19 protein-coding genes are annotated in these 21,207 nt (G+C 62.5%); 10 read left to right on the top strand and 9 right to left on the bottom strand.

Annotated features, from left to right (window positions below; translation table 11 throughout):
• Positions 1 to 9: 9 nt before the first annotated feature.
• The 4 genes from gatB to AC07PQ_RS09345 all read left to right on the top strand — a co-directional run bounded on the left by gatB (position 10) and on the right by AC07PQ_RS09345 (position 3,450).
• Entirely contained in the window at positions 10 to 1,455 is a 1,446-nt protein-coding gene (gene gatB / locus AC07PQ_RS09360) for an Asp-tRNA(Asn)/Glu-tRNA(Gln) amidotransferase subunit GatB (RefSeq protein ID WP_493185392.1), read from the top strand.
• A 131-nt stretch (positions 1,456 to 1,586) separates the two neighbouring features.
• On the top strand, positions 1,587 to 1,958 hold the full coding sequence (locus tag AC07PQ_RS09355) for a septal ring lytic transglycosylase RlpA family protein (RefSeq protein WP_037035547.1): 372 nt from the start codon (positions 1,587 to 1,589) through the stop codon (positions 1,956 to 1,958).
• A gap of 41 nt (positions 1,959 to 1,999) precedes the next feature.
• Positions 2,000 to 3,073, top strand: a complete 1,074-nt coding sequence (locus AC07PQ_RS09350) for a calcium/sodium antiporter (protein ID WP_256593481.1) — start codon at positions 2,000 to 2,002, stop codon at positions 3,071 to 3,073.
• A complete protein-coding gene (locus AC07PQ_RS09345; protein WP_097305610.1) occupies positions 3,070 to 3,450 on the top strand; it encodes a carboxymuconolactone decarboxylase family protein in 381 nt (126 codons plus the stop codon). Before AC07PQ_RS09350 ends, AC07PQ_RS09345 begins: the two co-directional genes overlap by 4 nt.
• Before the next feature lie 114 nt (positions 3,451 to 3,564).
• Here the strand turns inward: AC07PQ_RS09345 and AC07PQ_RS09340 are convergent, their stop codons facing one another.
• The 5 genes from AC07PQ_RS09340 to kdgD form a co-directional block, all read right to left on the bottom strand.
• Positions 3,565 to 4,506, bottom strand: a complete 942-nt coding sequence (locus AC07PQ_RS09340; RefSeq protein ID WP_007929928.1) for an AEC family transporter — start codon at positions 4,504 to 4,506, stop codon at positions 3,565 to 3,567.
• Between the two features lie 170 nt (positions 4,507 to 4,676).
• Positions 4,677 to 6,230, bottom strand: coding sequence for a galactarate dehydratase (gene garD / locus AC07PQ_RS09335; RefSeq protein WP_493185391.1), 1,554 nt, complete (start codon positions 6,228 to 6,230; stop codon positions 4,677 to 4,679).
• A 12-nt stretch (positions 6,231 to 6,242) separates the two neighbouring features.
• Positions 6,243 to 7,604 (bottom strand): MFS transporter, encoded by a 1,362-nt coding sequence (locus tag AC07PQ_RS09330; RefSeq protein ID WP_493185390.1) that lies wholly within the window; start codon positions 7,602 to 7,604, stop codon positions 6,243 to 6,245.
• A gap of 97 nt (positions 7,605 to 7,701) precedes the next feature.
• Positions 7,702 to 9,147 carry an aldehyde dehydrogenase family protein gene (locus AC07PQ_RS09325; RefSeq protein WP_493185389.1) on the bottom strand — a complete coding sequence of 482 codons (1,446 nt, stop codon included), beginning with the start codon at positions 9,145 to 9,147 and terminating at the stop codon, positions 7,702 to 7,704.
• 67 nt (positions 9,148 to 9,214) lie between these two features.
• Entirely contained in the window at positions 9,215 to 10,126 is a 912-nt protein-coding gene (gene kdgD, locus AC07PQ_RS09320; RefSeq protein WP_009042171.1) for a 5-dehydro-4-deoxyglucarate dehydratase, read from the bottom strand.
• Positions 10,127 to 10,361: 235 nt separating this feature from the next.
• Between kdgD and AC07PQ_RS09315 the strand changes: the two genes are divergently transcribed.
• Both AC07PQ_RS09315 and AC07PQ_RS09310 read left to right on the top strand, forming a co-directional pair.
• Positions 10,362 to 11,999, top strand: coding sequence for a phospholipase (locus AC07PQ_RS09315; RefSeq protein ID WP_493185388.1), 1,638 nt, complete (start codon positions 10,362 to 10,364; stop codon positions 11,997 to 11,999).
• Between the two features lie 13 nt (positions 12,000 to 12,012).
• Positions 12,013 to 12,204, top strand: coding sequence for a hypothetical protein (locus AC07PQ_RS09310; RefSeq protein WP_007929939.1), 192 nt, complete (start codon positions 12,013 to 12,015; stop codon positions 12,202 to 12,204).
• Between the two features lie 143 nt (positions 12,205 to 12,347).
• Here AC07PQ_RS09310 and AC07PQ_RS09305 read toward each other — a convergent pair whose 3' ends face one another.
• From AC07PQ_RS09305 to AC07PQ_RS09290, 4 genes are all read right to left on the bottom strand, one after another.
• Positions 12,348 to 13,097 (bottom strand): FadR/GntR family transcriptional regulator, encoded by a 750-nt coding sequence (locus AC07PQ_RS09305; protein WP_007927044.1) that lies wholly within the window; start codon positions 13,095 to 13,097, stop codon positions 12,348 to 12,350.
• Positions 13,098 to 13,164: 67 nt separating this feature from the next.
• A complete protein-coding gene (locus tag AC07PQ_RS09300; RefSeq protein WP_102678692.1) occupies positions 13,165 to 14,892 on the bottom strand; it encodes an ABC transporter ATP-binding protein/permease in 1,728 nt (575 codons plus the stop codon).
• A 97-nt stretch (positions 14,893 to 14,989) separates the two neighbouring features.
• Positions 14,990 to 15,550 (bottom strand): response regulator transcription factor, encoded by a 561-nt coding sequence (locus AC07PQ_RS09295; RefSeq protein WP_009046975.1) that lies wholly within the window; start codon positions 15,548 to 15,550, stop codon positions 14,990 to 14,992.
• Complete coding sequence (locus AC07PQ_RS09290; RefSeq protein ID WP_007927040.1) at positions 15,543 to 16,805, bottom strand: ATP-binding protein; 1,263 nt, start codon at positions 16,803 to 16,805, stop codon at positions 15,543 to 15,545. The genes AC07PQ_RS09295 and AC07PQ_RS09290 overlap by 8 nt, the downstream gene beginning before the upstream one ends.
• 400 nt (positions 16,806 to 17,205) lie before the next feature.
• On the opposite strand from AC07PQ_RS09290, the gene AC07PQ_RS09285 reads away from it, so the two are divergent.
• From AC07PQ_RS09285 to AC07PQ_RS09270, 4 genes are all read left to right on the top strand, one after another.
• A complete protein-coding gene (locus AC07PQ_RS09285; protein ID WP_007927039.1) occupies positions 17,206 to 17,922 on the top strand; it encodes an SIMPL domain-containing protein in 717 nt (238 codons plus the stop codon).
• Positions 17,923 to 18,159: 237 nt separating this feature from the next.
• On the top strand, positions 18,160 to 18,723 hold the full coding sequence (locus AC07PQ_RS09280) for a cupin domain-containing protein (RefSeq protein WP_493185387.1): 564 nt from the start codon (positions 18,160 to 18,162) through the stop codon (positions 18,721 to 18,723).
• 262 nt (positions 18,724 to 18,985) lie between these two features.
• Positions 18,986 to 19,423, top strand: coding sequence for a hypothetical protein (locus AC07PQ_RS09275; protein ID WP_007927036.1), 438 nt, complete (start codon positions 18,986 to 18,988; stop codon positions 19,421 to 19,423).
• A 113-nt stretch (positions 19,424 to 19,536) separates the two neighbouring features.
• Positions 19,537 to 21,162, top strand: a complete 1,626-nt coding sequence (locus AC07PQ_RS09270) for an ABC transporter substrate-binding protein (protein WP_007927035.1) — start codon at positions 19,537 to 19,539, stop codon at positions 21,160 to 21,162.
• Positions 21,163 to 21,207 lie beyond the last annotated feature (45 nt).

The raw sequence follows: 21,207 nt of genomic DNA, 5'->3' as shown, positions 1-21,207 counted from the left end.
GAGAAACACATGCAATGGGAAGTCGTGATCGGGCTGGAGATTCACACCCAGCTCACCACCAAATCGAAGATTTTCTCCGGTAGCTCCACCGCCTTCGGTGCCGAGCCCAACACCCAGGCCAGCCTGGTGGACCTGGGCATGCCCGGCGTACTGCCGGTGCTGAACCAGGAAGCGGTGCGCATGGCGGTCATGTTCGGCCTGGCCATCGACGCCGAGATCGGCCAGCACAACGTGTTCGCCCGCAAGAACTACTTCTACCCCGACCTGCCCAAGGGCTACCAGATCAGCCAGATGGAACTGCCGATCGTCGGCAAGGGCCACCTGGACATCCCGCTGGAAGACGGCACGGTCAAACGCGTCGGCATCACCCGCGCGCACCTGGAAGAAGATGCCGGCAAGAGCCTCCACGAAGAGTTCAACGGCGCCAGCGGCATCGACCTGAACCGCGCCGGCACCCCGCTGCTGGAAATCGTTTCCGAGCCGGACATGCGCAGCGCCAAGGAAGCCGTGGCCTACGTCAAGTCGATCCACGCCCTGGTGCGTTACCTGGGGATCTGCGACGGCAACATGGCCGAAGGCTCCCTGCGTTGCGACTGCAACGTCTCGGTACGCCCCAAAGGCCAGGCCGAGTTCGGCACTCGCTGCGAGATCAAGAACGTCAACTCGTTCCGCTTCATCGAGAAAGCCATCAATTCGGAAGTCCAGCGTCAGATCGAACTGATCGAGGACGGCGGCAAGGTGATCCAGCAGACCCGCCTGTACGACCCGAACAAGGACGAGACCCGTCCGATGCGCAGCAAGGAAGAAGCCAACGACTACCGTTACTTCCCCGACCCGGACCTGCTGCCAGTGCTCATTGAGGACTCGTTCCTCGACCAGGTACGCGCCACCCTGCCCGAGCTGCCACCGCAGAAACGCGAGCGCTTCCAGGCGCAGTTCGGCCTGTCGGTCTACGACGCCAGCGTACTGGCCACCAGCCGCGAACAGGCGGACTACTTCGAGAAGGTCGCGAGCATCGCCGGTGATGCCAAGCTCGCCGCCAACTGGGTCATGGTCGAGTTGGGCAGCCTGCTGAACAAGCAGGGCCTGGAAATCGACGAGGCGCCGGTCTCGGCCGAGCAACTGGGCGGCATGCTGCTGCGCATCAAGGACAACACCATCTCCGGCAAGATCGCCAAGACCGTGTTCGAAGCCATGGCCAATGGCGAAGGCAGCGCCGACGAAATCATCGACAAGCGCGGCCTCAAGCAGGTCACCGATACCGGCGCCATCTCCGCCGTGCTGGACGAAATGCTGGCGGCCAACGCCGAGCAGGTCGAACAGTATCGCGCCGCCGATGAAGCCAAGCGCGGCAAGATGTTCGGCTTCTTCGTCGGCCAGGCGATGAAGGCTTCCAAAGGCAAGGCCAACCCGCAGCAAGTGAACGAATTGCTGAAAAGCAAACTCGAAGGCTGACTGCAGGGTTGATGGCGGAGTTCGAAAATTCCGCCCCTGTAGGAGCGAGCGTGCTCGCGATTGCGTTGTCTCAGACAGGACGCTATCGCGAGCAAGCTCGCTCCTACTCTTGTATCTGGGGTCCCGTATTGATGAAACGCTTGCTGGGCTGCCTGGCCCTTTTCTCACTCCTGGCCGGCTGCGCCAGTCATGTCATCGACCCGCGGGGTTACGACAAGACCGGCGTCGCTTCCTATTACGGCGCCAAGCACCATGGCAAACGCACCGCCAGCGGCGAACCCTTCAACCAGCACGGCATGACCGCCGCGCACCGCGAGCTGCCATTCGGCACCCGGGTCAAAGTCACCAACCTCAATAACGACAAGAGCGTCGTGGTCCGGATCAACGACCGCGGCCCGCATACCCGTGGCCGCCTGATCGATTTGTCGCGTGCCGCCGCGCAACAGTTGGGTATGATCAGAAGCGGCACCGCCAAGGTGCGCGTGCAAGCCATCAGCGACTGACCCACGGAGCCCTGATCATTTTCGGATTAACCGATTTACCGCTGCTCAGCGTTCTCCAGCTGTTCAGTGGCCTGGTCCTGCTGGTCGCCGGCGCCGAATTGCTGGTACGCGGCGCGGTCCGCCTCGCCGCCCGCCTGCGTGTACGGGCACTGATCATCGGCCTGAGCATCGTCGCCTTTGGCAGCAGCGCGCCGCAGATGGCCGTCAGCCTGCAAGCCACCCTGGCCGAAAACACCGACATCGCCGTCGGCAGCGTGATCGGCAGCGGCATCTTCAACATCCTGGTAACCCTCGGCCTGTCCGCCCTGATCATTCCGCTGCGGGTATCGCGCCAGCTGGTGCGGCTGGACATCCCGTTGATGATCCTCGCCAGCCTGCTGGTGTTCGCCCTGGCCTACAACGAAGAACTGACGCCCCTCGACGGCCTGATCCTGCTGGCGACCCTGATCCTCTACCTGGGGTTGCTGCTGCGCCAGTCGCGGCACTCGGCGCGCCCACAGTCCCAGCAAGGTTCCGACGCACCCCGCGCGCACTGGCTGAGCAGCCTGCTGTGGATGATCGGCGGCCTGCTCCTGCTGGTGTTCGCCGGCCATCTGCTGGTCGAGGCGGCGGTGGAAGTCGCCACCGACCTGGGGCTGTCCGAGCGCATCATCGGCCTGACCATAGTCGCCGTCGGCACCTCCCTGCCGGCCCTGGCCACCTCGCTGATCGCCGCCTTGCGTGGCCAGCGCGACATTGCCGTGGGCAACGTCATCGGCAGCAACCTGTTCAATCTGCTGGGAGTCCTGGGTTTCACCGCCCTGGTGGCGCCAACGCCCTTGTCGGTATCGCCCAATGCCGTGGACTTCGACCTGCCGGTAATGCTCGGTGTCGCCGTGCTGTGCCTGCCGGTGTTCTATTCGGGTTATCGGGTCACCCGCGCCGAAGGCCTGCTGTTTCTCGGCCTGTACCTGGCCTACGGGCTGCACGTGGTGTCCTTCACCACCGGCATGCCACTGGCTGGCAAGCTGGAAGACCTGATGTTGTTTTTCGTCCTGCCAGTGCTGGTGGCGTTCCTGCTGTTCAGTTCGCTGCGGGCCTGGCGCCGCCAACATAAAAAAGGGGAAACGCAATGACCGAGAATAAAAAGCAGGGCGTGGAAATGCGCCGCCAGGTGATGGGCGATGCCTTTGTCGATCGCGCCCTGGGCAACGCCACCGAGTTCAGCCAGCCGCTGCAGGACTTCGTCAACGAACATGCCTGGGGCAGCGTCTGGAACCGCGAAGGCCTGCCGCTGAAAACCCGCAGCCTGATCACCCTCGCCGCCCTGACCGCGCTCAAGTGCCCGCAGGAGCTCAAAGGCCATGTCCGCGGCGCCCTGAATAACGGCTGCACGGTGGAAGAGATTCGCGAGGCGCTGCTGCATTGTGCGGTGTATGCCGGCGTACCGGCGGCGATCGACGCGTTCCGCGCCGCCCAGGAAGTGATCGACACTTACCAGAAAGCGGAATGATTCCCTTGCAGGAGCGGCCGGTCGACGCTCGATTGCCCGCGATGGCGGTGTGTCAGGCAGGTCGCTATCGCGGGCAAGTCGGATCGCCGCCCGCTCGCTCCTACAGAACCCCGATCAGATCCACCCGCCCCACTGCAGCAGAAAGATCCCGATATTGGTGGTCACCGCCGCCATCAGCGTGGTGATGACGATGATTGCCGCCGCCAGCTCATGGTTGCCATTGGCCGCCCGGGCCATGACAAAACTCGCCGCCGCGGTCGGGCTGCCGAAATACAGGAACAGAATCCCCAGTTCCGCCCCGCGGAATCCACAGAGCCAGGCCCCCAGGGTGGCGAGGATCGGCAGGCCGACCATTTTCACCAGGCTCGAACTCAAGGCCAGGTCGCCGCTCTCGCGCAGCGCCGCCAGGGACAAGGTGCCGCCGATGCAGATCAAGGCCAGCGGCAGGGTCATCTGCGCCAGGTACTGGCCAGACGTCTCCAGCCAGGTCGGCAGGCCGATCTGGAACACGGCGAAAGGCGCTGCCGCCAGAACGCTGATGATCAACGGGTTGCTGACCACGCTTTTGCAGATGCTCCACGGATCGGACTTGATCACCGGGCTGTACACCGCCAGGACGATGGTCGACAGGGTGTTGTAGAACAGGATCACCAGCGCCGCGAGAATCGCCCCGAGGGAGATACCGTAGTCACCATACATGCTGGCCGCGAGCGCCAGGCCGATGACCCCGTTGTTGCCGCGAAAGGCGCCCTGGGTGTAGATGCCGCGGTCTTCCCGCGGGCAGCGCCAGATCGCCCAGCCCCAGGCGAAGGCAAAGCTGGCCAGGGTGGCCACGGCGAAATAGATCAGCAGCCCGGGCTTGAGCGCCGAATGCAGGTCGGCGTGAAGAATCCCGAGAAACAGCAGCGCCGGCATGGTGACGTTGAACACCAGGGCCGACGCTGTGTGGATAAAACCGTCGTTGATCCAGCCGATGCGCTTGAGCAGCACACCGAGAAACAACATGGCGAATACCGGCGCGGTGATATTCAGCGTTTCGAGAAAAATGGCCAGCATGCCGGGTCAACCTTGAACCTGTCGTTAGGCGGCTAATGATAAGCCAGCCCGCGCGCTTAAGCCCGATGGATTTGTCTCTCGGCAACTTCAAAATCCGCGCCCGCTGCGCGGTCGTTCGCAGCCTGCGGCAGCGGCTACAGGGATTGCGGGGGCCGTCAGCTGTGGACTTGTCAGGTAATCGGCGCCGGATTGAACAAGGTGATGTCGTTATGCAGCTTGTGCCGTTCGGCCCAGGTCTGCTGCTTGCCACTGGCCACGTCCAGGTAGAAGTGGAACAGCTCCCAGCCCAGCTCTTCGATACTCGCCCGCCCGGTGGCGATGCGCCCGGCATCGATGTCGATCAGGTCCGGCCAGCGCTGGGCCAGTTCGGAACGGGTCGAGACCTTGACCACCGGCGCCATCGCCAGCCCGTAAGGTGTGCCACGCCCGGTGGTGAACACATGCAGGTTCATCCCCGCCGCCAGCTGCAAGGTGCCGCAGACAAAGTCGCTGGCCGGCGTCGCGCAGAAGATCAGGCCCTTGCGGGTAAAGCGCTCGCCCGGCCCCAGCACGCCATTGATCGCGCTGCTGCCGGACTTGACGATGGACCCCAGGGACTTCTCGACGATGTTCGACAACCCGCCCTTCTTGTTGCCCGGCGTGGTATTGGCGCTGCGGTCGGCCTCGCCCTTGGCCAGGTACCGGTCGTACCAGTCCATCTCGCGCACCAGCTCCCGGGCCACTTCTGTGGATTCGGCGCGGGAAGTCAGCAGGTAGATGGCATCGCGTACCTCGGTGACTTCGGAAAACATCACCGTCGCGCCGGCCCGCAGCAACAGGTCCGAGGCATAGCCCAGGGCCGGGTTGGCGGTGATCCCGGAAAAGGCATCACTGCCACCACATTGCATACCAAGGACCAGCTCCGAAGCCGGCACGGTTTCCCGGCGCCGCTGATCGAGCTTCTGCAAACGCACTTCGGCCAACTCCATGATCTGCTCGATCATCTCGGTAAAACCCTGGCTGGCGTCCTGCAGGCGGTACAGCCAGGGCTCGCTGAGGTCCACCGAGCTGTCGCCTTCGTGCATCACCTGCCCGGCCTGCAACTTCTCGCAGCCCAGGCTGATTACCAGGGCTTCGCCCCCCAGGTTCGGGTTGCGCGCCAGGTTGCGCACGGTGCGGATCGGGATATAGGCATCGGTGGCGGTGATCGCCACGCCGCAGCCATAGCTGTGGGTCAGCGCCACCACATCGTCGACATGGGGATACCTGGGCAGCAGTTCGTCCTTGATGCGCTTGACCGCATGATCGAGCACCCCGGTCACGCATTGCACGGTGGTGGTGATCCCCAGAATGTTGCGCGTGCCGACCGTGCCGTCGGCATTGCGATAACCCTCGAAGGTAAAGCCGTCCAGGGGCGCCTGGGCCGCCGGCACTTCGGTAGCCAGCGGCAAGCTGTCCAGCGGCGGCGCGCTGGGCATGCGCAACTGCTCTTCCCTGACCCAACTGCCGCGCAGGATCGGCTGCAAGGCATAACCGATGGTCTGGCCGTAGCGGATCACCGGGTCGCCTTCGGCGATATCTTCCAGCGCCACCTTGTGGCTCTGGGGGACGAAGTCCAGGGTCACCAGGCCGTCGGCGAACGCCGTGCCTGCCGGTACGCCCTGGTCATTGACCACAACCACCACGTTGTCCCGCTCGTGCAGGCGGATGTAGCGCGGCGAATCGGAATGTTCAATCAACTGCATGACGCCGCCCCTTCAGGAATGCGCTTGGGAAAGTTGGGTCAGCTCGGGGCCGTTGCTTGGTGGTTCCTTGAGCACCACGCGCTTGATCGGGCCGACGATCACCAGGTAGCTGAACACTGCCAGCAGCGCGTTGCAGCCGACGAACACCAATGCCCATTTGAACGAGCCGGTGGAACTGATGATGTAGCCGATGACGATCGGCGTGGTGATCGACGCCAGGTTGCCGAAGGTGTTGAACAGGCCGCCGCTCAAGCCGGCGATCTGCTTCGGCGAAGTGTCGGACACCACCGCCCAGCCGAGCGCGCCCACGCCTTTGCCGAAGAACGCCAGGGCCATGAAGCCCACCACCATCCATTCAATGTCCACATAGTTGCAGGCCACGATACTGCTGGAGACCAGCAGGCCGGCGATGATCGGCGCCTTGCGGGCGCAGGTCAGGGAATGCCCCTTGCGCAGCAGGTAGTCGGAAATCACCCCGCCGAGCACCCCACCGATAAAGCCGCAGATGGCCGGCAAGGAAGCGATGAAGCCGGCCTTGAGAATGGTCATGCCACGCTCCTGCACCAGGTACACCGGGAACCAGGTCAGGAAGAAGTAAGTGATGCCGTTGATGCAGTACTGGCCCAGGTACACGCCGAGCATCATGCGGTTGGTCAGCAACTGGCGCAGGTAGTCCCATTTCGGGCCGTCGCTGCGCTTGCCTTTGCCGTCCTGGTCCATGTCGACCATGCCGCCGTTGTCGGCGATGTGCTTGAACTCGGCCTCGTTGATCAGCGGGTGCTGGCGCGGGCTGTAGATCACCTTGAGCCAGACCAGCGAGAAGACGATGCCGATCACCCCCATCACGATGAACACGTGCTGCCAGCCGAAGTGATAGACGATCCAGCCCATCAGCGGGGCGAACAGCACCGTGGCGAAGTACTGCGCCGAGTTGAAGATCGCCGAAGCCGTACCGCGCTCGGCGGTGGGGAACCAGGCCGCGACAATCCGCGCGTTGCCGGGGAAGGACGGCGCCTCGGCCAGTCCCACCAGGAAGCGCAGCATGAACAGCGCCACCACCGCGGTGGAGACACCGAACTCACCGACATAACCCTGCAGCACGGTGAACAGCGACCAGGTGAAGATGCTCAGGGCATAGATTTTTTTCGAGCCGAAGCGGTCGAGCAGCCAGCCGCCGGGGATCTGCCCCGCTACATAAGCCCAACCGAATGCGGAGAAGATATAACCGAGGGTGACGGCGTCGATGCCGAGGTCTTTTTGCAGGCTGGAACCCGCGATGGCGATGGTGGCGCGGTCGGCATAGTTGATCGTGGTCACCAAAAACAGCATGAACAGGATCAGGTAGCGGACGCGAGTCGGCTTGGTCGCTTGCATATGGATGTACTCCCACTAGTTATTTTTATGCGGGTAAACATGCGTTTCATCGACCCCGCCGGGCCTCAGGCAACGGCCGGCGGGGGTACGGCGGGGCTTAGGATCCGATGTAGGAAGTCTTCACCACGGTGTAGAACTCCTGCGCGTAGCGACCTTGCTCGCGGGAACCATAGGATGAACCTTTGCGACCACCAAAAGGTACGTGGTAATCGACGCCGGCCGTCGGCAGGTTGACCATGACCATCCCGGCCTGGGAATGGCGCTTGAAGTGGTTGGCGTATTTCAGCGACGTGGTGGCGATGCCCGCCGACAGGCCGAACTCGGTGTCGTTGGCCATGGCCAGCGCCGCCTCGTAATCAGCCACCCGTACCACGTTGGCCACTGGGCCGAAGATCTCTTCGCGACTGATGCGCATCGAGGCCTGGCTGTCGGCAAACAGGGTCGGCGCGAGGAAATAACCTTCGGTATCGCAGGTCACCAGGCCACCACCGCTGACCAGCCGCGCCCCTTCGGACTGGCCGATATCGATGTACTTCAAGTCCTGTTCGAGCTGCGCCTGGGACACCACCGGACCGATATCGGTGCCGGCCCGCAGCGCATGGCCGACCTTGATCGAACCCATGCGCTCGGCCATCGCCGCGACGAACCGGTCGTGGATGCCAGCGGTGACGATCAGCCGGCTGGAAGCGGTGCAACGCTGCCCGGTGGAATAGAAGGCACTCTGTACCGCCAGCTCCACCGCCTGCTTGAGGTCGGCATCGTCGAGGATGATCTGCGGGTTCTTGCCGCCCATCTCCAGTTGCACCTTGGCTTGGCGCGAGACGCAGTTGACGGCGATCTGCCGGCCCACGCCTACGGAACCGGTGAAGCTGATGCCGTCGACTTTCGGGCTGTTGACCAGGGCATCGCCGACCAGCCGGCCGCTGCCCATCACCAGGTTGAACACCCCGGCCGGGAAGCCGGCGCGGGAGATGATTTCCGCCAGGGCCCAGGCACAGCCCGGCACCAGCTCGGCGGGCTTGAGCACCACGCAGTTGCCGTAGGCCAGGGCCGGGGCGATCTTCCACGCAGGGATGGCGATCGGAAAGTTCCACGGGGTGATCAGGCCGACCACGCCCAGGGCTTCGCGGGTCACTTCGACGTTGACCCCCGGACGCACCGACGGCAGGTAATCCCCCGACAGGCGCAGGCATTCGCCGGCAAAGAACTTGAAGATGTTGCCGGCGCGGGTCACCTCGCCGATGGCCTCGGGCAGGGTCTTGCCCTCCTCCCGGGCCAACAGGGTGCCGAGCTCTTCGCGACGGGCGAGGATCTCGCTGCCGACCTTGTCCAGGGCATCGCTGCGCGCCTGGATACCGGAAGTCGACCAGGTCGGGAATGCATCGCGCGCCACATCGATCGCGGCATGCACCTGAGCCAGGTCGGCCTTGGCGTATTCGCCAATGACATCGGACAACTCGGACGGGTTGATATTGGTCGAGTAGTCGGCACCGGCAAGCCATTGGCCACCGATGTAGTTATCGAAGCGTTTTACCTCTGCCACGCGCCCTCTCCTTACACAAAAGCCTTACGCAAAAGGCCGCTGATTGCTCAGCGGCCCCGGGGATGGATTACTGCGCGCCCTGGGCGTCGATCAACGCCGCCAGCGCTGCATATTCTTCCGGCAACAGGTCGGTCAACGGCGCCCGCACCGGGCCTGCGTCATGGCCGACGATGCGGGCTCCGGCCTTGACGATGCTCACGGCATAACCGGCCTTGCGGTTGCGGATATCCAGGTAAGGCAGGAAGAAGTCGTCGATGATCTTGCCGACCGTGGCGTGATCTTCCCGGGCAATGGCGTGGTAGAAATCCATCGCGGTTTTCGGGATGAAGTTGAACACCGCCGAGGAGTACACCGGCACGCCCAGGGCCTTGTAGGCCGCGGCGTAGACTTCGGCGGTCGGCAGGCCGCCCAGGTAGCTGAAGCGATCGCCGAGGCGGCGACGGATCGACACCATCAGCTCGATATCGCCCAGGCCGTCCTTGTAGCCGATCAGGTTCGGGCAGCGCTCGGCCAGGCGCTCCAGCAGTGGCGCGGTCAGGCGGCAGACGTTGCGGTTGTAGACCACCACACCGATCTTCACCGATTTGCACACCGCTTCCACATGAGCCGCGACCCCATCCTGACTGGCTTCGGTCAGGTAGTGCGGCAGCAGCAACAAGCCCTTGGCACCCAGGCGCTCGGCCTCCTGGGCGTATTCGATGGCTTGGCGGGTCGAGCCGCCGACGCCGGCCAGGATCGGCACGCTGCTGGCGCAGGTGTCGACCGCAGTCTTGATGATTTCCGAATATTCGCTGGCCGCCAGGGAGAAAAACTCACCGGTGCCGCCTGCCGCGAACAGCGCCGAGGCGCCGTATGGGGCCAGCCATTCCAGGCGCTTGATATAGCCCGCGCGATGGAAATCGCCCTGGGCGTTGAAATCGGTCACCGGGAAAGACAGCAGGCCGGAGGAGAGGATGGACTTCAGTTCTTGTGGATTCATTATTCGAACACCCTGGGACGCACATTGTGATGAAAAACACATCAGCCTTGGCTGAAGTTGTAAGTCATCGTACAACTTAAAAAACAATCGTCAACAGCAATTCGTCAGCCATCGCCAAAATACGCGGCAAAAAATACCTGCTTGACGAGTCAGGTTTTTGCTTTATGCTCGCAAACAACTGTATACACATACAGTTAATTTATTGAAATACCTACGACATATCAAGGAGCTAGAAATGTCAGGTCTACACACTCAGCAGCGGGAACAGCTGCAGCACAAAAGCCAGGTCGTCGCCGATCTGGACAGCCTTTTCAGCGAACGCGGCATTGCCATTTCCGGTGATGGCGACCACCTGGTGCTGATCGCCGACGGTCATCACACCATCAAGTATCACCAGCCCGGGCTCCTCCCCGCGGCACCGGGCAAAAACCTCAAGGCCCTGCCCCAGCTACGTTTCGAGGGTGGCGAGCACACCGCCATCGGCGATGCCACCCTGCTGCGTTTCGTCAAGGACGCCCCCGGCGTTCCAGCCTGGCAGGTGGAATTGCACCTGCCCAATGGCCTGGCCCTGACCTACGGCCAGGTGGTGGCGCTGGGTGGCGATTTCTATGGCATCCCCGACCAGCCGATCTGCGAAGGCGCGACGCCGGTGGATCGTTTGCAGCGTTTTACCGCCGCGTTCAACTCCCTCGCCGTGTTGCCAGCGGCCAAGGACGAGGCGAAACAGATTCTCGCGGTAATGCAGAAGGAAATCGCCGCCGCCAACCAAGCGCTCAAGGACGGCAGGCAACCTCACGAGGCCTATGACGCCCTGGGAGATACGTTGTCCGAAGAGTGGAACAAGATCACCGGCGGCGGCAGCTTCGCCTCGGCGCTGTTCCCCCTGGGTCGCTACCTGAAGCTGGCGGCCAACAATGCCGACCATTTCGGCGAGTGGGCGCTGCTGGCCTATATCGCCGGGCACACCGCGGCCCTGCAGCAGGCGGTACTGGCGCACAAGAACGCCGACGAGAAGCAGCTGGAACTGGCCTACGCCATGAACGCCTTCGCCGATCACTTCCTCACCGACCTGTTCTCCGCCGGCCATGTACGGGTACCGCGCAAGCAACTGGCGGCGGTGGTCACGCCGAGCGACCTGGGTTCGCTGATCACCCGCTTCATGCACGACGAGGACAGCAAGTTCGGCCTCAACGTCAGCAACGCCCAGGGCGACCGCTGGCATGCCTATGGCGACAAGCGTTACTTCGACACCCTCGACAGCAACAACCGCAAGCAGGTCAAGTTGGCAGTCCAGCGCTCGGCGGACGAGATTTTCGAAAGCTACCTCAGCGGCGCGGCCCCAACGCCCGGCAACTTCACGGCGCTGAAACTGTTGCCGGACCTGAACGCGGCGAAGAGCGGCAACTTTTCACCGCTGTTCGTGATGCAGGGCGACAAGGTGCTGCGACGCAGCGACGTGAACAACCTCAACGACACCAAGACCATCGACAACTGGTGGGGCTGGAGCACCTACCTGCTGCTCAAGGACTACAAGCCCAACAAGCCGGCGGGCTACCTGGAAGCGCCGACGCTTGCTCCGAGCATCCAGGCCGATGGCTGGCAGACCCAGACACCCAGCGAACCCAACTGGCTGCCCGGCAATGCCGTGCGTTATGCCTTCAGCTACACCAACGGTTTGAACGAGTCGTACATCGGCCCATGGTCCGCCTACGCCGAACTGAGCGAGCGCTTCCAGCCGACCCTGAATGTGCCGGTGGATACCGGCGGCGGTTCCAGCGGACGCAACATTTTCCGCCAGTTCCGCGGTGGCTCGCCGGAGCTGATCGCCTCGATCGACAAGACCGCTACCACTTACATCGACCGCAATGCCTGATAAGGACATCGACATGGCTATCAATCTGACTCTAGAACTGGCCTCGGGCCAATCCCTGCAGGGCGCGCCCCTGGAACTGCTGGTCAACGGCGCTCCCGTCGCGCGGGCAACCGTCGACCAGCAAGGGCGCGTGACCTTCGATGCCAAACCCGCAGCCGGGCAACTGGCCGTGAGGGTGGATCGCTCGATTCTCAAAGGCCGCTAAAAGCATCGCGAGCAAGCTTCGCTCCTACCGAAGCCAAGCAGTGTTTCTGTAGGAGCGAGCGGGCGGCGATCCGACTTGCCCGCGATAACGGCACGATAACCTGACACAGGCGCCCAACCTCCCCGGTCTGGCGCCTGTTGCGCTTATCCGCGCTGCGCCTCTGCTTCTTCATGGGCATGGCGCAGCCGTTCGCGGCTGTTGGTCAGGTGCAGACGCATGGCCGCCCGGGCCGCGTCCGAATCCTGGCGGGCAATGGCTTCATAGATTTCTTCATGCTCGCGGCTCAGGCGGCTCATGTAGTGCTGCTGATCGTCGTGAGCCAGGCGTGCCGAATTCAGGCGGGTGCGCGGAATGATGCTGGTTCCCAGGTGGGTCATGATGTCGGTGAAATAGCGGTTGCCCGTGGCCAGGGCAATCTGCAGGTGGAACTGGAAATCCGAGGCCACCGCATCGCTGTCGTGGGCCGCGCTTTCATTGAGGGCATCCAGCGCCGCCCGCATCGCCGCCAGTTGCTCGCTGCTGCGCCGCTGCGCGGCCAGCCCGGCCGACTCCACTTCCAGGCTGATGCGCAGTTCCAGGATCGCCAGCACATCGCGCAAGGTCACCACGGTCGCCGGATCGATCCTGAAGCCGCTCGGGCTCGGCGTGTCGAGCACAAAGGTGCCGATACCGTGGCGGGTTTCCACCTGGCCGGCGGCCTGCAACCGGGAAATGGCTTCGCGCACCACGGTCCGGCTGACGCCATGGGCCTCCATGATCGCCGACTCGGTGGGCAACTTGTCACCGCGCTTGAGCTGACCGTCGCGAATCTGCTCCGACAGTACGGTCACCAGTTCCTGGGCGAGGCTACGGCGCTTGCGTGGAAGGCGGGGCGCCGTGTTCTGGTTGTCCATGGTGAAGTTCTTTCTCCGAAAACTGATGACGCATCATAGCTCAGCCGGGTTGTACGATCACTGTTGACTACACCGTCACTGCCTGGTCGACCAGATGCCCGCGCTCGATGCGGATGTGCCGCGGGTGGAAACGCTTGAGGCTGCTGCGATGCCCGACGCTGACAATACTCAGCCCCGGCAGCTGGTCGATCAGCGCCTGGTACAGGGTCGCCTCGTCTTCTTCGTCCATGGCCGAGGTGGCCTCATCCATGTACAGCCATTGCGGTGCGTAGAGCAACGCACGGGCAAAGGCCAGACGCTGTTGCTCGCCCGGGGACAGCATGCGCTGCCAGTGATTGCTCTCGTCCAGGCGAGACACCAGGTGCGGCAGTCGGCAGGTTTCCAGCACCTGCACGTAACGCTCCTGCGGGTAGGTGTCGCCCGACTGTGGATAACTCAAGGCTTCGCGCAGGCTGCCGATCGGCAGGTAAGGCTTTTGCGGCAGGAACAGATAACGCTCGGCGGGCATGCGAATGCTGCCGTGACCGGCCGGCCAGAGCCGCCCCATCGCCCGCAGCAGGGTACTTTTGCCACTGCCGGAACGGCCGCTGAGCATCAGGCGCTCACCGGGGGTCACGGTCATCTCGGCACCGGCCAGCAGGTGCCGGCCATCCGCCAGATCCAGGCCAAGGTTATGCACCTGCAGGGTTTCACCCTGGCTCTGCACGTCGATGGCTGGCGCGCGCTCTTCGTTTTCGCTCATGGCCTGGCGGAAGCTCAGCAGCCGGTCGCAGGTGGCGCGCCATGCCGCAAGCTCGGAATAGGCGGTGATGAACCAGCTGAAGTTCTCCTGGACGTTGCCGAATGCCGAGTTGATCTGCATCAGCTCGCCCAGTTCGATCTTGCCCGTCAGGTAACGCGGGGCCGCGACGATGAAGGGGAAAATGATCGCGATCTGGCCGTAGCCCGAGGTGAAGAAGGTCAGGCGCTTGGACACTTTCATGATGTCCCAGAAGTTGTGCCAGACCATGCCGAAGCGAGCGCTGAGGCGTTTGTTCTCATTCGGTTCGCCGTCATACAGGGCAATGCTCTCGGCGTTCTCCCGCACCCGCACCATGGAAAAACGCAGGTCTGCCTCGAAACGTTGCTGGTTGTTGTTCAAGCCAATCAGGCGTCGACCGATCAAGTGGGTCAGCCAGCTGCCGACGGCGGCGTACACCAGGGCGCACCAGAACATGTAGCCGGGAATGGTGTAGCCGAAGACTTCGATACTGCCCGACACGCCCCACAGGATGATCGAGAACGACACCAGGCTGACCACGGTACGCAGCAGGCCCAGGGCGAGCCCCAGGGTATTGCTGGTGAAGCTGTTGAGGTCTTCGGAAATCCGCTGGTCCGGGTTATCGGTGTAGCCGCCCTGCTCCAGCTGGTAGTAATTCTTGTGGCCCAGCCAGCGGGCGAAGTGTTTTTCCGTGAGCCAGGCGCGCCAGCGGATGGTCAGCATCTGGGTCAGGTAGAGCCGGTAGACCGCGGCCAGGATGGCCACCGCGGCAATTCCGCAGAAATACAGGATCAGCTGCCAGAACGCCGCCTCGTCCTTCTTTTGCAGGGCGTTGTAGAAATCCTTGTACCAGCTGTTGATCCACACCGAGATCGCCACGCTGAATAGGGTCAGGGCCACCACCGCGAACAGCAGCAACCAGGCCTTGCCCTTCTCTTCACTGCGCCAGTAAGGCGTAGTCATTTCCCAGACACGACGGAAAAACTGCCCGCGCACAGCATCGTTGACCGCGGAATACTCAGCGTTCTGATTCATCATCAAGGCTCGATTGGGATAGGGACAAGCATCGAGCCGATCATAGAGGATCGGCTCGTTTTTTCACTTGTCCTGAGGACATTCGTTCAGTCGCGGTTCAGCGACGAACCGGGCGCTTCTGCAACTTGCGTTGCAGCGTTCGACGGTGCATGCCCAGGGCGCGGGCAGTGGCGGAGATGTTGCCTTCGTGTTCGGTCAGCACCCGCTGGATGTGCTCCCATTGCAGGCGGTCCACCGACATCGGGTTTTCCGGCACCAGGGTGTCGAGGTCGGCGTGCTCGGAGAGCAGCGCGGCCAGCACGTCGTCGGCGTCCGCCGGTTTGCACAGGTAGTTGCAGGCGCCGCGCTTGATCGCTTCGACTGCGGTGGCGATGCTCGAATAACCAGTGAGGATCACCACGCGCATTTCCGGATCGAGCTCAAGCAGCTTGGGCAGCAGCACCAGGCCGGAGTCGCCATCCATCTTCAGGTCCAGCGCGGCGAAGTCCGGCAAGTCCTGCTGGGCGAGGGCCAGGCCTTCCTCGGCGGAACCCGCGGTGCTGACGCGGAAGCCGCGACGGCTCATGGCTCGCGCCATCACCCGGGTGAAGGTGGCGTCGTCATCCACCAGCAACAGATGCGGCAGTTCTTCGCCTTCGACTTGGATTTCGTCACTCATGTTGGTCTCCTCGGGCGCCGTGGGGCAGGCGCAGCTCGGTGAGCGTGCCGCCTTCCTCATGACTGTAGAGTTTCACTGAGCCGCCGGCGCGTGTCACGCTGGCCTTGCTCAAAAACAGGCCCAGGCCGAAACCTTTGCCCTTGGTGGTAAAAAACGGTTTGCCGATCTGCTCGGCGATGGCCAGCGGCACACCGGCGCCGTGGTCACGAATACTGATGGTCAGGTTCTCGGCGTCCCAATCCAGCTGGACTTCCAGCCCTTCCGGACAAGCGTCTGCTGCATTGTTCAGCAGGTTGAGCAACGCCTGGGTCAGGTCCGGCGGCGGCGCCAGCCGCGGCATCGTGCCCTTGCCCAGCAATTGGAAGCGGTAGCTGGCTTCGGGGCGCATCAGGTGCCAGCGGTTCAGCGCTTCGTCGAGCCAGACAGTGACATCCTGCATCTCCACCGCCAGCCGGCGGTTGGCCTCGGCGGCGCGTACCAGTTGCTGCAGGGTTTCCTTGCACAGTTTGACCTGGTCCTGGAGCACGCCTAGGTCATCTTGCAGCATTGGGTCGAGGTGGTCCTGGCGCATTTCCTTGAGCAGCACGCTCATGGTCGCCAGGGGCGTTCCCAACTCGTGGGCGGCACCAGCGGCCTGGGTCGCGACAGCCAGCAACTGCTGGTCGCGCAGGCCCTCTTCGCGGCGGATCGCCCGCAGCTCCTCCTGCCGCCGCAGTTCCTCGGCCATTCTCGCGGCGAAGAAGGTGATCACCGCCGCGGCCAGGGCGAAGCTCAGCCACATCCCGTAGATCTGCAGGTTCTCCCGGGCGATGGGGAAAGTCTGCAGCGGGTAGAACTGCGCCAGCAGCAAGGTGTACATGGTCAGCGCGATACCGGAAAGGACCACCGAATAGCGCCATGGCAAGGTCACGGCGGCGATGGTCAGCGGCACCAGGTAATAGGAGACGAAGGGGTTGGTCGAACCGCCAGAGAAATACAGCAGGGCGCTGTGGATAAACAAATCACAAGCCAGTTGCACGGCATATTCCAGCTCGGTGACCGGCCACGAAGTGCGCAGCCGAATGGCGGTGAAGGCGCAGAGGATCAGCGACAGGCCCAGGGTGACGGCCAGTTGCAGCCAGGGCAGCGGCAACAAGTCGAACCAGTAGGCGAGCCCCACCGAGCCGGCCTGAGCGGCCAGAACCAGGATGCGGATGAAAGTCAGACGCCAGAGGTTCTGGCGAGTGGCGGAAAGCAGTTGTACGGGGGCGAGCATGAGCTCTCCTGATGAGCGCTCCAGGCGGATCGCGACGAGTATAACCAAGCAGCGGCCCGGACAGGCAAAACTGCGGCAAACCGCCACAGTCTTGGGCAATGGCCAATCGCGGGCAAGCCTTGCCTGCAAAAACACCACCTGCCTGTAGGAACGAGGCTTGCCCGCGATAGAGCGCAAAGCGCTCGCCATCCCCATCTCAGAGTCCGGCTCGAGAACAGATTACGACTGCTGCGCAGTCGAGCGCAGGCTTCGCCAGCGGCTACAAAAACCTCCGTAGTTGGCGTTGGGTAATAGATGTATAGAAGTTGTTAACGGGCCGAACCAGACAATAAAAGCTAGAGTCTGATGGTTTCACGCAGGCTGGGACCCAATACCTGCGGACCGCACTCAAGGAGTTTTCATGCATACATTCAGTCGCAGCGCCGCCCTTCTCGCCCTCAGCGCCGGCACCCTCGCCAGCCTGCCGGCCCTGGCCGCCGATGAGCTTCATTACAACCAGATCTCCCTGCGCGCCGAAGTCAGTCAGGAAGTGGCCCGCGACCTGATGATCGTCACCCTCTACAGCGAATCGCAGAACGCCGACCCGGCCAAGCTCGCCGCGGAAATCACCACCACCATGAACAAGGCCCTGGGCCAGGCACGCCAGGTCAAGGACATCACCTTGCGCCAGGGCAGCCGCAACAGCTACCCGATCTACGACACCAAGGGCCAGAAGATCACCGGCTGGCGCGAACGCGCCGAACTGCGCCTGGAAAGCTCGGACTTCGCCGCGCTGTCCAAGCTCACCGGCGAACTGCTGACCGACCTGAAGATGGGCGGGATGGATTTCGCCATCGCCGACCCGACCCGCAAGGCCAGCGAAGACAAGCTGCTCAAGGAAGCGGTCGATGCCTTCAAGGCTCGTGCGCAGCTGACCACCGAAGCGCTGGGCGGCAAGGGCTACAAGATCGTCAACCTGAACCTCAACAGCAACGGTTATCCACAACCGTATCTGCGCGGGCCGGTGATGATGAAAGCCGCGGGCATGGATGCGGCGCCGGTCACTCCGGAAGTCGAGGCCGGCACCAGCCAGGTCAGCATGACCGCCGATGGCTCGATCGAAGTCCTGATGCCGTAACGTTTTCCCTGCCCGTCCCCAAAAAAACGGCGGTGACCTCCAGCACCAATGAGGTTACCGCGTTTTTTTTGCTACCCACTGTTTCAACCCAGCCTGAGGGACTCGCCCTTTTTTGGAATAGAGGGGCTGAACTCGGCCACATCGGTGATGCTAAAGTTACGGCCCCCGGTATGGCGCCTATCAGACGTCATTGACGTCCACCGGGTATACTGCGCCTTTCCTATAAGAGTCTCTCCAATGACCGCAGACCGCATCGGCGAACGCCTGCGTCGCTATCGCCGCGCCGCCAAGAAAACCCTGCGCCAGATCGCCAGCGAATCCGGCCTGACCGCCAGTTTCCTCTCCCAGGCGGAACGCAATCTCACCGGCGTCTCGATCTCCTCCCTGGTCAACATTGCCAAGTCTCTGAACGTTCCGCTGAACGCCCTATTCGACCAGCCGCCCCAGGCACAACCCGACTCCCACGACGGCAAGCGGGTGCGCTACACCATCGAAGGCCAGCCCCTGGCCTACGAGCGGCTGTCCAGTTCCTTTCCCGGCAACCTGATCAACGCGGTGAAGATGAACATACCCGTGGGCTACCAGTCGGAACTGATTTCCCATGATGGCGCCGAGTTCTCCTACGTTCTTTCGGGGCAAATTGTCTACACCATCGAGGGGCAGCAGTATCCCCTCGGCGCCGGCGACTCGGTGCACTTCGACTCGACCAAACCTCACTACCTGGCTAACACCGGCAACGGCCCGGCAGAAGTATTGACCGTCACGACCATGGGCCTGTTCGACGACCATTCAGCGGCCTGAACCCGCCCCGTGGCCGCCTGCGCAACCTCACAGACACCCCGCGCACAAGAGAAATGTTAGTCACGCTTAATTTTCGTTGACCACGATTTCAGCATGACTTAATTTCGGCATCGGCGAATCGTCAATCACCCCCACAACAAAGCGATCGCCGTCGCCGCACAGGGTCCATGGGGCTGCATCCACTCCCCATAGAAGGCGAGTTGCCCCGGCCCACAAGGCCAATCCTCAGATATGCCCTAGAAAAAGAAAAAATGAGGTTTGCATGCGTAAGACCTTTCCGCTCCAGGTTTGGCAGACAGCGAGGCTGATCCTCGGCACCCCACTGTCGCACGCCACCCGCAACCTCCACAGTGACAACTTCACTGCGAGCCACAATGTCAACGCCGCCGACGATGTGCTGTGCACCCGCCATCGCTTGCAAGGTCCCGGGCATCCGTTCTCCACGGCCTCCCTCACCAAACCGTCCTACTTCATCCGGTCAACCCAATGCGCCAAACACTTGCGCCAGGCAGGCAAGGCCAGGCGGTTCAACCAGAAGCCGGTCGACACCTGCTCCAGCGACGCACCAAGCGGAGGCACGACTCGCTCCGGATGCCCCGCAAGAAGGCAACCCATGCACCAGAAAAAACCAGCGCATAGGGCCAAATTCGTCAATATTTATACAAATGCGTCATTCCTGTACGTTCGTTCCACTCCTTGATACTTGTGACGGCCCCGCATCTTGCATTGGGTATGGGGCCTGCATAAGTATCGGCGGGTCGACTCATAAGGTCGCCCTCTACACCAAAAATGACAACAAATCATGAGGCAACCATGTTCAAACAAGCAGTCATTCCGCTTTTAGTCAGCGCCGGCTTGCTCGCCAGCGCACCCTTCGCCCAGGCGGCGACTAACCTGGTGTTCTGCTCCGAAGGGAGCCCGGCCGGCTTCGACCCAGGCCAGTACACCACCGGAACCGACTTCGACGCCTCAGCAGAGACCCTGTTCAACCGCCTCAGCCAGTTTGAGCGTGGCGGCACCGCCGTCATTCCTGGCCTGGCGACCAGTTGGGACATTTCCGACGATGGCCTGACCTACACCTTCCATCTGCGCGATGGGGTGAAGTTCCACACCACGCCGTATTTCAAGCCGACTCGTGATTTCAACGCCGACGACGTGCTCTTCACGTTCAACCGCATGCTCGACAAGGACATGCCGTTCCGCAAGGCGTACCCCACCGAATTCCCTTACTTCACCGACATGGGAATGGACACCAACATCACCAAGGTCGAGAAAGTCGACGACAAGACCGTCAAGTTCACCCTGAAAACCGTAGACGCCGCGTTCATCCAGAACCTGGCGATGAGCTTCGCCTCCATCCAGTCCGCCGAGTACGCCGACCAGTTGCTCAAGGAAGGCAAGCCGGGCGACATAAACCAGAAGCCGATCGGCACCGGGCCGTTCGTGTTCAAGAGCTACCAGAAAGACTCCAACATCCGTTACACCGGCAACAAGGATTACTGGAAGCCTGAAGACGTGAAGATCGACAACCTGATCTTCGCCATCACCACCGACCCGTCGGTACGCATCCAGAAGCTGAAAAAGAACGAATGCCAGGTCACCCTGTTCCCGCGCCCGGCCGACCTCAAGGCCCTGGGCGAGGACAAGACCCTCAAACTGCCGCAGCAAGCCGGCTTCAACCTCGGCTACATCGCCTACAACGTGATGCCTGTGCTCAAGGGCCGCACCGACGCCAACCCGCTGGCCGACCTCAAGGTCCGCCAGGCGCTGGACATGGCGGTGAACAAGCAGCAGATCATCGACTCGGTCTACCAGGGTGCGGGCCAGCTGGCGGTCAACGCCATGCCACCGACCCAGTGGTCCTATGACGACACCATCAAGGATGCCAAGTACGACCCCGAGAAAGCCAAGGCGCTGCTCAAGGAAGCCGGCATCAAGGAAGGCACCCAGATCACCCTGTGGGCCATGCCGGTGCAGCGTCCGTACAACCCGAACGCCAAGCTGATGGCTGAAATGCTGCAGTCCGACTGGGCGAAGATCGGCCTGAAGGTCAACATCGTCAGCTACGAATGGGGCGAGTACATCAAGCGCTCCAAGGGTGGCGAGAACCAGGCGATGATCATCGGCTGGAGCGGCGACAATGGTGACCCGGACAACTGGCTCGGCACCCTGTTCGGCTGCGACGCCATGAACGGCAACAACTTCTCCAAATGGTGCGACAAGCCGTACGACGCACTGATCAAGCAAGCCAAGGCCACCCCGGACGTGGCCAAACGCACCGAGCTGTACAAGCAGGCGCAACACCTCCTCAAAGACCAGGTCCCGATGACACCTATCGCCCACTCGACGGTGTTCCAACCCATGCGCGCCAACGTGCAGGACTTCAAGATCAGCCCCTTTGGCCTGAACTCGTTCTACGGCGTCAGCATCAGCAAATAAGGGTCTGCAACGGCGACGTCAGCTGACGTCGCCGTTGCCTTACCT

Source organism: Pseudomonas sp. GW821-FHT09E12 (assembly GCF_059416085.1).
Note: the sequence above shows the minus strand (reverse complement) of the source record. Positions and strands in the feature narration are given on the sequence as shown.